Source organism: Leisingera sp. JC1 (genome assembly GCF_001679925.1).
Classification (GTDB): Bacteria; Pseudomonadota; Alphaproteobacteria; order Rhodobacterales; family Rhodobacteraceae; genus Leisingera.
Genome location: NZ_LYUZ01000082.1, coordinates 21,727 through 33,608 on the forward strand (window position 1 = coordinate 21,727; position 11,882 = coordinate 33,608).

The 11,882-nt window shown below is 59.5% G+C and carries 10 protein-coding genes; 4 read left to right on the forward strand and 6 right to left on the reverse strand.

Annotation, left to right across the window (positions count from 1 at the left end; genetic code table 11):
• Positions 1–305: 305 nt before the first annotated feature.
• Both A9D60_RS09685 and A9D60_RS09690 read right to left on the reverse strand, forming a co-directional pair.
• Positions 306–3,386 (reverse strand): AAA family ATPase, encoded by a 3,081-nt coding sequence (locus A9D60_RS09685; protein ID WP_065267392.1) that lies wholly within the window; start codon positions 3,384–3,386, stop codon positions 306–308.
• Complete coding sequence (locus tag A9D60_RS09690; RefSeq protein ID WP_065267393.1) at positions 3,383–4,519, reverse strand: exonuclease SbcCD subunit D; 1,137 nt, start codon at positions 4,517–4,519, stop codon at positions 3,383–3,385. Before A9D60_RS09690 ends, A9D60_RS09685 begins: the two co-directional genes overlap by 4 nt.
• Before the next feature lie 72 nt (positions 4,520–4,591).
• Here A9D60_RS09690 and A9D60_RS09695 point away from each other — a divergent pair, with 72 nt between their 5' ends.
• The 3 genes from A9D60_RS09695 (at position 4,592) to istB (ending at position 7,721) form a co-directional block, all read left to right on the forward strand.
• Entirely contained in the window at positions 4,592–5,383 is a 792-nt protein-coding gene (locus A9D60_RS09695; RefSeq protein ID WP_065267394.1) for a WYL domain-containing protein, read from the forward strand.
• Positions 5,384–5,625: 242 nt separating this feature from the next.
• Positions 5,626–6,879: an IS21 family transposase gene (gene istA, locus A9D60_RS09700; protein ID WP_065267395.1), complete on the forward strand. Its 1,254-nt coding sequence runs from the start codon at positions 5,626–5,628 to the stop codon at positions 6,877–6,879.
• The gene (gene istB / locus A9D60_RS09705) at positions 6,876–7,721 is read left to right on the forward strand and encodes an IS21-like element helper ATPase IstB (protein ID WP_065267396.1); all 846 of its coding nucleotides are present in this window, start codon (positions 6,876–6,878) and stop codon (positions 7,719–7,721) included. The genes istA and istB overlap by 4 nt, the downstream gene beginning before the upstream one ends.
• Before the next feature lie 126 nt (positions 7,722–7,847).
• Here the strand turns inward: istB and A9D60_RS09710 are convergent, their stop codons facing one another.
• The 4 genes from A9D60_RS09710 to A9D60_RS09725 form a co-directional block, all read right to left on the reverse strand.
• A complete protein-coding gene (locus tag A9D60_RS09710; protein ID WP_065267397.1) occupies positions 7,848–8,690 on the reverse strand; it encodes a hypothetical protein in 843 nt (280 codons plus the stop codon).
• A gap of 236 nt (positions 8,691–8,926) precedes the next feature.
• The gene (locus A9D60_RS09715) at positions 8,927–9,523 is read right to left on the reverse strand and encodes a hypothetical protein (protein WP_254656667.1); all 597 of its coding nucleotides are present in this window, start codon (positions 9,521–9,523) and stop codon (positions 8,927–8,929) included.
• 225 nt (positions 9,524–9,748) lie between these two features.
• Positions 9,749–10,414, reverse strand: coding sequence for a HEPN domain-containing protein (locus A9D60_RS09720; RefSeq protein WP_065267398.1), 666 nt, complete (start codon positions 10,412–10,414; stop codon positions 9,749–9,751).
• 24 nt (positions 10,415–10,438) lie between these two features.
• Entirely contained in the window at positions 10,439–11,413 is a 975-nt protein-coding gene (locus tag A9D60_RS09725) for a helix-turn-helix transcriptional regulator (protein ID WP_065267399.1), read from the reverse strand.
• 144 nt (positions 11,414–11,557) lie between these two features.
• Here A9D60_RS09725 and A9D60_RS09730 point away from each other — a divergent pair, with 144 nt between their 5' ends.
• Positions 11,558–11,836 (forward strand): hypothetical protein, encoded by a 279-nt coding sequence (locus A9D60_RS09730; protein WP_065267400.1) that lies wholly within the window; start codon positions 11,558–11,560, stop codon positions 11,834–11,836.
• The last annotated feature ends 46 nt before the right edge of the window (positions 11,837–11,882 follow it).

Genomic DNA, 11,882 nt, shown 5'->3' on the forward strand with positions numbered 1-11,882 from the left:
GAGCTATGGCAGGCTTTCGAAAAGATCCGGTGTGTCCTCGTCGCGCTGCCTGCTCAGACCCTCGCCAAGATGCAGGCAAGGGTGCTTAATTCGTGTCAGGCCTTTGCCGCCCTCAAAATGGACCCACCCTCCTCTGGGCATGCCCACGCTTACGATCAGCGCCCCACATATTGGACAACTCCGCCTGAACGATGCGCCCCTCTTGCTTTCACGATCGCCCCGAACTGCCCAACCGCCGCGGACGGATACCGTGCGCCCTGACGACAGACGGCGGGTGTGTGCCTTCCGGTAATACCAGCGGTCCGTCATCCCATACCCCTTCTTTCCTCGACCCGGCTGCCGCTTGGGGTCGAGCGCACGTAAAAGCCTTGTGGAATAGCCTCCTGCACCAGCCCGACGTGCGAGATCAGGCCGACGGCCCGGCTGCCCTCTGTCAGCGCAGCAAGAACTTGGATCACCTGATCCAACGTGCCCGCCCCATTCTCGGTGTCGAGACTCCCGAAGCCTTCATCGATAAAAATTGTGTCCATCCGGATCTTGCCCGAAAGGCTCTCGACCACATCAGCTAGCCCAAGCGCGAGGGCCAGTGCCGCGATAAAGGTTTCGCCGCCTGACAGCGTTGCTGTCGGGCGCGCCTTGCCGGTGTTGATGTCGAAGACCTCGATTTCGAGCCCACGCTTGCCGCGACCGCCAGATGCCTCGAGTCCACGCGTTAGCCGGTAGCGACCACGTGTCATAGGGTCGAGCCTCATATTCGCCGCCTCGAGAACCTGGTCGAACATTGCTCCGATCGCGAAGGTCTCGAGTGTCATCTTGAAATCGTTCTTGCCGTTAGCCAGATCAGCCAGCCCCCGGAGCGGACCGGTCTCAGTTTCAAGCCGCTCGGTTTCGGTCAGAGCCGCGGCAAGCGATTCCTTGAATTTGGTCAGTGACGATACATCCGTTCTCGCTGTGGCAAGTGCAGCGTTGGCCGCGTTCAGGGTCTGGGTGGCGTCTGCCAACGCCAGCTGAAGCGGGGCAAGATCCGGGCGTTCACGATCTGCGCAAGCGGCTATGGCGTTCTGCAATGTCGTGCGAGCAGCGATCAATCCATCGCGGTGATCGGTCACCTTCTTGCGGTCGGCGTCGAGAGTCGGGAAATGGCTCTTGCAAGCATCATATCCCGCTTTGTCCAGCCCGACCTCGGCAAGCCGAGCGTCAAAATCACCTTGGGCCTTTTTCACGCGCTGTTGCTGCGCGTCGCGCGCCCGCTTTGTTGCTTCAAGCTGCTCGTGCGCACGGGTGAGCGTTTCACTGGCGGCTCGGTCCTGTTGCGTCGCCACTTCCAGCGCCTCAGAGAGTTGCCTTTGCTCTCTCTGCAAAGCCCCCCGTCGAGCGACAACCGCCTCGGGCGTGCGCAGACCTTCCGGCAGAGCTTCGATCACTGTGTCCAGCTTGGCGTGCGCGCCGGCAAGAGCGGTCTCGGCCTTTCCCGCAGCTGTGCGCGCCGTAGCCTCGGCAGTTTCAGCCTCGGTCAGTTTCAGCTTGAGTTGGGCCAATTGCTCCGCCATCGCGTCTAAATCGACCGCTTCTCCAAGCCCGGCGACGTCGCCTTCAAGCCGTGCGATTTCAGCTTTGAGTTCCACCAACGTGCGCTCAGGACTTTCCTGTTCCTCCAGCGACCGCTTCTTTTCGTCGAGCCGCATTTGAAAATTGCTAAGTTCGCTTTCTGCCCGAACTCTGGCTTCGGAGGCAGTTCTCGCCAGAACCTGCGCGCTCCGAAACGCTTCAGTCAAACCGGATTGTTCGGGCGTACCATGGGCAGGCGCAGGATGATCATGGGAACCACAGACAGGGCAGGGCGCTCCTTCGGTCAACTTTTCGGCCAGAATGATCGCTTGCGTGCGCGAAAGCCGTGCCTCCGCTTCTACCAAGTCCGCGTCAGCGGCTCGCGCCGCGTCAGTTCTTGTCGCCAGTTCGTTCGACGCCTCATTGACATTTCGTTCAGCATCCGCGACAGCTTCTTGCGCCTTAGCATACGCCGCTGCCTTGACCCTTTCTCGGTTGACCTCGGCCAACTCAACGGTCAGCTGGCCTCGATCCGTTTCGGTCTTTCGCGCTTGATCAAGCGCCAGATCAGTCGCATCGCGCTGAGACTTGAGCTTCTCTCGGGCATCTATGGCCTTGGTCAGAGCCTTCTTCGCTGAAGCTTCGTCCTTCGCAGCGTCGTCAAACGCGCTTCTAAGAGCCGCTGCTTGACCGACCTGGTTCTCGATCGCCTCCAACCTTGTCAGGTCAGCCTGAACTTGCTGCCGCCGGTCCTCGCCCGACTGTGCCTCAGAAAGTTTTTTTCCCGCCACCTCCTTCGCGCCAGTTGCGATGTCTAGTTCCGCCTCGACCTTTGTGACAGCCTCCACCGCATTCCGGCTTTCCTGCTCCGCATCGCGCAAAGCCGTCTCAAGATCACGGGCCTGCATGGCATTCCGGACAGCCTCAATCCGCTTGGCCAGTTCTTCGACCTCGGCCGTTTTCTTTTCTAGATCATCGAATGCCTGCTGTGCCGTATCGACAGCAGAAAATGCTTTCTCGATTTGCTCGCCTTCGGTCAGAGCTTTACGCGCGGCTTCGGTAGCCATCGCCGCGCCGTTCTGAATTGCCTGCTTTTCTTCGACTTTTGTTTCGGCTGCGGCAATCCCGAGTTCCAGCGCTTCGGCGCTCTCGAAGCCACGTTCCTCGAGTCGAGCCACGTAGAGAGCGCGCTGGTCGCGCAACGCTCGTTCTGCCTCTGAGGCTTCTTCTTTCAGCCGTGCGGCGAGATCGCGATAGATCTTCACGTCGAAGAGATCACGTAATATCTCGACCCGCGCATCCGTTTTTGCGGCTAGGAACGTCTCGAACTTCCCTTGCGGTAAGAGCACGATCTGTCGAAACTGATCTGCCCCGTAGCCAAGCAGCGCCTCGACCTGCTGCCCCACTAGCGAGACCTTCTTTTCCGCAATGACACGGCCAGACTGACTCGGACCAAGACTGTCCACCGGAATCCCGGTGACGTCGAACAGCGAGGCTTCCGCCGCGTCCTCAGTGGTCCCTTCACCGCGTGCCTTTGGACGTTCCTGCGCCGGACGACGACGGATCAGGTAGGTCTTGGCGCCCAGCTCAAAGACAAATTTGACTTCGGTAGGTAGATCCGACGCGGCGTGATCCGAGCGTAGTGAACGTGGTTCCTGATCAGTCTTGGTCGGCGCCCCGAATAGCGCGAAGGACATCGCCGAAAACAGCGTCGACTTTCCCGCGCCGGTCTGACCATAGATTCCAAACAGACCCGTCTCCAGCGCGGACCGGAAATCGACTACCTCGGTTGTCGCAAATGGCCCGAAGGCTTGAAGCGATAGGCGAATGGGTCTCATGTCTGCTCCTCCCCGGAGGCTACTGCGTGGAGCTTTTCCGCGACGATCGCGACTTCGGTGGCGTTTGGTTCCCGGCCGCGCACAACTTTCACGAAGTCGCCAATCATCTCGATCGGCGTGACCGCGGCCCGCCCGCTGCCGAGCGCCTTGGTCTCTGCCTCGCGCTCCTGCCGGGCATAGGCCAGATGGCAAGCATTGGGATAGGTCGCGCGCAACCGCTTCATCGGATCGATCAGAGGGTTTTCATCCGTGAGGATAGCCTGGATGAAGTCATCAGACGGCGTTCCTTCCAGAAGATCCGAGAATGCCCCGGTAAGCGAGCGAACCTGCCGGATCGGTCGGAACGGTACGATGCGGATCTCTACCCCTTCAGCTTTCATATCGACGACAGTCATGGATTTTTGGTTTCCCACCTCGTCGAAACCGAAGGCGAGCGGTGCGCCGGAGTAACGAATATGGCTCGCGCCCACTTCCTGCGGCTTGTGCAAATGCCCCAGTGCAACATAGTCCGCCCCATCGAAGACATCGGAGGGAACAGTTTCGATGCCCCCGACTCGCGTCAGGGCGCGCTCGGTCTCGCCGACCGTACCCCCCGCGACGAAAGCATGGGCCACGACGACCCAACGCGCCCCATCAGGCACCTGCCCCCTCGCCGCAGCGATCTGGGCGGCAACTACCTCCGCCGGCGCACTAATGCTTTCATCCCCGAACACCTCGCGTGCGGCGTATTCATAGGAAAAAGGCAGTGCGGAAAAGGCGACCTCGCCATGCGCGTCACGCAGCACCAGCGGCGCTTCCACCGCACCGGCAATCCCGCGCACCAGCACACGAGACGCGGTGGAAAAGACAGACATTGCCTCGATCCGGTCGCCAGAATCGTGGTTTCCAGAGATCATAACCACAGCGGCTTCGGTCTCCTCTGCCACGCGTTTGAGGAAGCGATTGAACTGCCGGATCGACGAATTGGGCGGCGAGGCACGGTCAAAAACGTCCCCGGCGATGACAAGAACATCGACCCGATCGGCCACAAGCGTTTCAAGGATCTGACCCAGGATGACCTCATGATCCTCCTCGAGGCTCAACCCCATGAACTGCCGCCCCAGGTGCAGATCTGCCGTATGAAGTATTCGCATCAGATCAATCCATTTTCTATACGTATAGTAAATGTATGGACTATGCGAGCGGAGTCAAGTATTACTCGGCGTATGAGCCTGAAAGCCCTCAAGCACGCGCAACGTGAGCGAATTTTGTTCCTCGACCAGTGTCTGACCTGGAGAGGTCAGGCGAACCGCCGCGACTTGATCGAACGCTTCAATATCTCGATGGCACAGGCTGCCGTTGACTTTCGAACCTATCTTTCTCTGACGAATACGCCGCCAGTCTACGATGCCACAGAGAAGGCCTATTTCTCGACCGGCGACCACTGCGCATTGACTGAGGCTGGCCCGGAACAAGTTTTCGAATTACTTGATGGCAAGGCGACATCGCTTGGCGCGAGCATCCCGCTTCCCACTCGCGTGATGGATTCCACCGTTGTCGCACAGCTCTACCGCGCCAAGATGGGCGAACGCGACATCCAGATTACTTACACCTCGATGACAAGCGGCCTATCCGACCCGCAGTGGATCAGTCCAGTTCAGTTTCATTTTGACGGAGAGGCAATTTATCTCCGCGCCTGGAGCTATAATCACGAGGCGTACCGCGATTATCTCCCAATACGAATAACGAAACAAACTGAGATGAAAACGCGGGAGCGGCCTGCTCCCCTGCCTTTTGACACGGACTGGAACAGCTTGGTGCGCCTGTGGATACGTCCGCGTTCAGATCTATCTGATGCACAAGCGCGAGCCGTCCGGCTGGAGTACGGCTTTGACGACAAGACGCATTTACTGATCGAAACTCGCAAGGCGCTCGTGTTTTATGTCGTTAGAAGATGGCGACTGAACCAGGAGACTGCGCGGCTCGAGTTGGAAATGACGGAACAGTTGGATACCTGAACCAGCTTTTCAGAACCAACTCAGAAACCGCCCGCAAGCTGTTCACGCAGTCCCTACCACATCTCTAGGCCCGCCCCCCGAATTTACCCATCCAGGGGTGTGAGTGCTGGACGTAATCTCCCCATAAGCGCTGGATGAAATTTCCCCAGTTTGGCGCTGTTGCCGATGGTCCGGGGGGCATGCCCCCCGGACCATCGGCGGCGCAGAATTACCCCTGCTGATGCCAATGGAAGGGCGCGCAGGTGGTGGAATTGAGGGAGATCGTGATGATCTTGGAATTGAAGCGGCAGGGTCTTGGCGTCAGCGCGATCGCGCGGCAGACGGGGCTGGACCGCAAGACTGTGCGGAAATACCTCGAGCGCGGGCTCGAGGTGCCGGTCTATGGGCCGCGCAAGCCGGAAGAGCGCTTGGCGGAGGAATATCGCAATTACTTGGTCGACAGGCTGGCTGCTTGGCCGGGCCTCTCTGCGAGACGGCTGCACCGGGAGATCAAGGCGATGGGCTTCGAGGGGGCCTATTCGACGCTGACGGAATATCTGCGGCTGATCCGTCCGGCCGCCCCGCGCCAGTTCGAACGACGCTTCGAGACGCCCGCCGGCCAGCAGGCGCAGGTGGATTTTGCCGAGTTCCAGGTCGAGTTCACCGCCGAGCCCGGCGTCACCCGCAAGGTCTGGCTGTTCAGCATGGTGCTGGGGCACAGCCGCTGGCTCTGGGGGCGGTTCTGTCCGAACCAGACGCTGGAGACGGTGATGCGCTGTCACATCGCCGCCTTCGACGCGATGGGCGGCGCCTGTGCCGAGGTGCTCTACGATCGCATGAAGACGGCTGTCATCGGCGAAGATGCGGCAGGCGTCGTGACCTACAACGCGTCGCTCGTGGCGCTGCTGGCGCATTACGGCTCGGCGCCGCGCGCCTGCCAGCCCTATCGGGCCAAGACCAAGGGCAAGGTCGAGCGGCCCTTTCGCTATGTGCGCCAAGACTTCTTCCTTGGACGCATCTTCCGTGATCTCGAAGACCTGAACGCCCAGTTCGAGGAATGGCGGGCGACCATTGCCAATCCCCGGGTCCATGCCACTACGCAGCGGGTGGTCGACGAGCATTTTGCCGAAGAACAGCCGCACCTCGTGGCCCTCCCGGCCCGGCCCTATGACGCGGTCCTGACCGTGGAGCGCCGGATCAGCCAGAAGGGCATGGTCGCCGTCGGCGGCAACCAATACAGCGTGCCGGATACGACCCGGCGCCGGATCGTCGAGGTCCAGAACCATCCGACCGAGGTGCGCATCTTCGAGGATGGGGAATTGATTGCCTGCCATCCGGTGCTCGAGGGCAAGAACCAGAAGCGTGTCGATCCCAGCCATCGCAAGCCGGTGCCTGTCGCGCGCCGTGCCGTAGTCGATCGAACATCCCCTGCGGATACCGCGGTGCTGCGCCGGTCTCTGGCCTTCTACGAGGCGGTTGGTCAGCGGCTGGCCAGCCAGCCGGAGAGCCACCCATGATCCCGGTCACGGAACGCATCCGCCAGAGCCTGGTCAGCCTGCACATGGCTCGTGCCCTCGAAACGCTGGATCAAGTCCTCAGCCAGCTGGAAAAGGGCGAGATGACCGCGATCGAGGCGATCGACGCCCTGCTGGCAGAAGAGCTGACCCTGCGCGAAGGACGCCGCGTCGACGTCGGCCTGCGCACGGCCCGGCTCACACCGATCAAAACGCTGGAAAGCTTCGACTTCTCGTTCCAGCCTTCACTGGACCGCCACCGCATCATGGCGCTGGCCCAGCTGGAGTTCATCAACCGTGCCGAGGTGCTGCACTTCCTTGGCCCACCCGGCACGGGCAAGAGCCACCTGGCCACGGCCCTCGGCGTCGCCGCGGTCAAGGCGGGCCGCAGCGTCTATCGCTGCACTCTGGCCGAACTCATCGATGCCCTGGCGCAGGCCGAACGGGAAGGACGCCTACCGGAGAAGATCCGGTTCTATGCCCGGTCCTCGCTGCTGATCGTTGATGAAATCGGCTACCTGCCCATCACCAGCGGCGGCGCCAACCTCTTCTTCCAGCTCGTCAACGCGCGCTATGAGAAAGGGGCGATGATCCTGACCTCCAACCGAGGCTTCGCCGAATGGGGTGAGGTCTTCGGCGACCCTGTCGTCGCCACCGCGCTGCTGGATCGGCTGCTGCACCACGCGGTCGTCGTGCAGATCGAGGGCGCCAGCTACCGCCTCCGAGGCCATGCTGACCTGATGCCGGAACACACCCGGTCGCACGCCACCATCACACCGCCACCGCCACAGAAACGGCGCGGTCAGCCACCAAAGAGCGGAGGCGCCAATCACCCGCACGGCTGATCCCCGAACCCGTTAGGTGGGGAAATTTGCGCCAGCACTTCTGGGGAATTTTGGTCCAGCATTTACAAGGGGTCCTTCAAGCGCAGAGAGCGCTCCTTGATACAATCGCGCACCGCCGCCAGCGGATCATCTGGATATTTCCCCTGCCAACACCGCTCTTCCGTGCACCGCCAAAGTTGCTGAAAACCTCTGGCACCCAAACTTGCGGATCACATCGAGTACCCGCGCTTCGTAGGCAGCGTGTCCGATCAAGCGACACAAGTCGGACGCGTGGAACTGGCGGTTCGCAGTTGGTGCGGCTTGCATCTGTCTCAGCAATTCGCGCTCTTTGGGATCCGTTATTGGTCTCGCGGGCGGCTTGACCGCGGGACGAGTTGGAGTTCCCCACGAATTTCGCCATCGGCGCATGAAGCCAAGCAGGAAGCCGGCCGGCACCCTGCCGTTGCCTCGGGACCGGTTGAAGGCGAGGAAGCGATCCCAGATGACCTGGGTGTCGATGTTCCAGCAGGGCAACGTGGCCTTCGCTGCTTTGATGAGCTCTGCCCAACTGGTCTGAAAAACGTTCGAACTCGCGGTGATATCGATCAGCCCTGAGAAGATAGTTTTGTTATTATTATCTCTAGATAGTGATGTGTCGCCTTCACCTGACACGAGATCATGGGTTTCACTCTCCTCGTCGAAAGCGGAAAACCGAAAGATCCAGGGCGCGAACTTGCCATTGGGTTTCGCCCGCTCGAGCTGCAACTCCGACGTCTCAAGTTCGCTCAAAAGAACCGAAAGATATTGTCGTGAGACACCCATCTTCTCCGCCAGGGCAGAGAGGGTGAAGGCTGCCGTTCCGCGCGACAAACCGTTGTAGCCATCCTTCCAGGCGATGGCGTCGAGGATGAGGGTGGCAAGCTTGTGCGCTGCAACAGAGAGATTTGTCTGCGTAATCCGTCGCAGGATCAAGCCGGTCGTAGGTTCCATGGTCGAGGTCTCCTTGGAGATCCGACGCCATGTCGTGAGACAACAACATTCTTGCCAGCAAAACAACTTTGCTGGTTGCAGGTGTTTTAGCGGTGCGCTAGGAAACTCTTGTTCACGGAGTTTTCTAGCACGGCGTCAGGCTTCACGGTCTGGCGTCGTCTCCTTTTCAGGGGTTTTGCACAGCCTCCCGTGCGGGGTTGAGATGACGCGCGCGGCAAAACCGCGCGCAGATTTTGTCAGTAGCGAACTTCTTCAGAACCATAGTTCCCGGCGTGATCACGCCAGTCGACGAAGACGGAACGGTAAAAGTAGCTGCCACATCCATTCGGGATGCTCAGGCCGGATGCGGCTGGCACCTGGCCCACGGTGGATCTTGTCCATCGGTAGTCGCCCTGCACGCCGTAGGACCCCAATCGCGTCGAGTCGCTGCGATTGCAGTCGCCATCTCGGTTTTCATGCTGGCGGTACTGGATGTGATAAACGCGAATGCTGCGCACGAAATCAAAGGCGTCGCCCGAGATGTCGATGTCGGCTTGTTCATCCGCTTCGACGCGGACAAGGGGCATAGGAGTCGATTCCTGCGGTTCGGGCGGATAGCGGAACGTGATGTCATAAAGGCGTTCCATAGGCGACATTGGACTGGGGTCTTTGAACGACACACCCATTGGGCACCGCCAGATTTGTAAGGGCGGCTCGATCGGCCATGGCGTGATCCGCCGAATGAAGACCGCTCTGGCATGCGCGCAGGGCGCAGAGGCAGGCCAACCGCCCGCAAGGCAGAGGAGGATCGCACAATCCACCTGATAGGCCTGAGCCGGAGCTGACGAGGCCATTAGTCCGGATATGCTTATTGTCGTGGCTGTTGCCACGCCGTGGATCACGTGCTTCATGATGCCGACTCCATCTATAATGGTGCAGCGATACGAAACAACATTAATGATAGCAAGGAGATTTGATTGCTAGGCAGAGCGAAAGGTCCCCGCTAGCGGTACCTTTGCCGGAAGAAGGTCTATGCACGTGCGGGGTTCTGCTGTTAGCTCAGCAGGAACTGCGCGCAGCTACGAGACTACGGGGTAGAAAGGACGCCCCCAGTCTCCGCTCGGGTTATCCATCATCAGGTCAACAAAAACTGGCATCAGGAATGCAAGGATTGCCGCTCCATCGCGCACTTGCGCGCGATTAACTCCGCCGTTCCAAGTCGAACCGCCGTGCACGAGCTGGTTGCGCAGAACGTACAGACGGTCAAAGACAAAACTCAAAACTCTCGCTGTGTCTCCAGCCTGGAAAGCCTGCCCGAAGGCTCGGGCCGAAGCATTGAAACGCTCCTGCCAATCATCGAAGCCTTCGATTCCGTTGTGGTGTTGCCAGAACGGGCTGAAGACGTAGTGGTTCTCCAGGAGAAGACGAACTGGACCAGAGAAGCGCTGCCAAACGGCCTTGTAGATCCGCCGATCAGCATCCAGCTGTGTCAGCCGACCAAAGAACTCAAGGAACGTAGCGCGTTCACCTAGCGGGATAGACTGGAATTCTCGTTCGTCGGCGTAGGCTGCATTGAATGCGATCCAAAGAAATATGAACCGCGCGTCATCGTCTTCTTCACAGGCCTCGGCACGACCGATCCAACTGATTGCACGGTGGACACGAAGGCCCATGGTTTCGGGAAATCCCGAGCGAATGGCCCTCTGTTTTTCCTTCAGTGCTTGGAACGTCAAGCTGTCGTTCATAAAAATTCTCCTCGAAAAATCAGGTCACGGCATCGCGGCAAAATCGGAGCGGCGATAGCCCTCGACCATGGCTCGCAACTCCGCCGGGGCGATGACTTCAACCTTGTCGCCCCATTGATACAGGTGCCAAACCATCTCAAGCCAGCCCGCTGCATGGAAACGGACGATAAGACTGCCATCTGGCTGGTGTTCCAATGTCTGTCTTGGATGAAACTGGAAGCCGGCTGCACGAGCGGCTGCGTCTGGCCTGAAGCGCCAGATCACTTCCCCGAATTGCGCCGGATCTTGCCAGACCCCAAAGGCGTGGGCTGCATAATCTGCAATGGTGAAGCCGTCCTGGAGCTTGAAGCTTTCATTCAAGGTTTCTGCTTCGTGTATAAGATCAATGCGGAAGTTTCGGACCTCATCTGCCTTTGCTGGGTCACGCGCGGCAAGATATGTCCTGTGCCCCAGCAATACCCCATGCGGCTCCAAGATGCGTTTCTTCGTGTCCTGACTGTAGCGCACGCGTAACCGAAAGGGTCCGCGCAGCGCCTCGATAATTGCGTCAAGAATGTCGGGAGCGACACTGACACGGGGGCCGGGTCGTGTGACTTGGCCCATGGCCATCAGGACAGCCTCTGCATCCGCTTCGATGCGAGCTCGAGCCGGCACTCTTGCCAACATACCATCTCGAAGGTCCGCCAAGGCCTTTGCATGCCGCAGCCTGCCTTCTGCTTCGGCTGAACGAGCAGCGATCTCCAGTGCTTCGGCGCCAGTTTCATGCCGAAGTTGTAGCCGTGAGAGTCCAGTGTCGCGTAAGCACCAGCGTCGCTTCCGGTCCTCACCGTCTTCAGCCACGACATTTCCGAAGGTGGCCACCAACGCATCGGTCATACGCTGAGCAGTGCGATGAGAAACTGAAAACTCGTCACAGATGTCTTCGAGACTGACCCCGCTGCGGCGCGCGGCGGCCATCTGAGCAAGACGAATGAGATCTTGGGCCTTGGAAAAGGACATGGGCTGCTCTGGACCTGTCAGTTTTTGACACCCTTGCAGGCTATTTGTGTCATTGCGTCCTGTCGAGCCGATTCCGGTAAGGGTGATCACGGTGCGAGTTGAGAGGCTCGTCAGGCGCAGCAGAACACAGAGAGGGAAAAAACGATGCGTGGACGTGTGATCAAAATTGAACGGATTTGCTCTCGTGCCGGGGTGATTGAAGAGCCGGCAATCACCAGCAAAGGGTATCAGTTGGCGGACCCGGCGCATGGAAAGAACAAGCACCATGCTGAATTCGCAGTTTATGCCATTACGCTGGATGATGCGGCAAACTTAATCGCCAAAGGGTTCTCACTATGGATGGGAGCAAAGGGCAAGCGCGCTTCCCTTATTGCGCCCAAAAGTCTTCGGATTGTTCGGGGCCAGGACGGCTTCGCCGCATAGCAGTGTCCGCAGCGCGTCGTCGGCTGTAAAGCGTCAAGAATCAAAT

Coding starts and splice junctions, on each gene's coding strand:
- A9D60_RS09685 (WP_065267392.1), bottom strand. CDS start 3,386: ATGAGACCCATTCGCCTATCGCTTCAAGCCTTCGGGCCATTTGCGACA.
- A9D60_RS09690 (WP_065267393.1), bottom strand. CDS start 4,519: ATGCGAATACTTCATACGGCAGATCTGCACCTGGGGCGGCAGTTCATG.
- A9D60_RS09695 (WP_065267394.1), top strand. CDS start 4,592: ATGAGCCTGAAAGCCCTCAAGCACGCGCAACGTGAGCGAATTTTGTTC.
- istB (WP_065267396.1), top strand. CDS start 6,876: ATGATCCCGGTCACGGAACGCATCCGCCAGAGCCTGGTCAGCCTGCAC.
- A9D60_RS09710 (WP_065267397.1), bottom strand. CDS start 8,690: ATGGAACCTACGACCGGCTTGATCCTGCGACGGATTACGCAGACAAAT.
- A9D60_RS09715 (WP_254656667.1), bottom strand. CDS start 9,523: ATGGCCTCGTCAGCTCCGGCTCAGGCCTATCAGGTGGATTGTGCGATC.
- A9D60_RS09720 (WP_065267398.1), bottom strand. CDS start 10,414: ATGAACGACAGCTTGACGTTCCAAGCACTGAAGGAAAAACAGAGGGCC.
- A9D60_RS09725 (WP_065267399.1), bottom strand. CDS start 11,413: ATGTCCTTTTCCAAGGCCCAAGATCTCATTCGTCTTGCTCAGATGGCC.
- A9D60_RS09730 (WP_065267400.1), top strand. CDS start 11,558: ATGCGTGGACGTGTGATCAAAATTGAACGGATTTGCTCTCGTGCCGGG.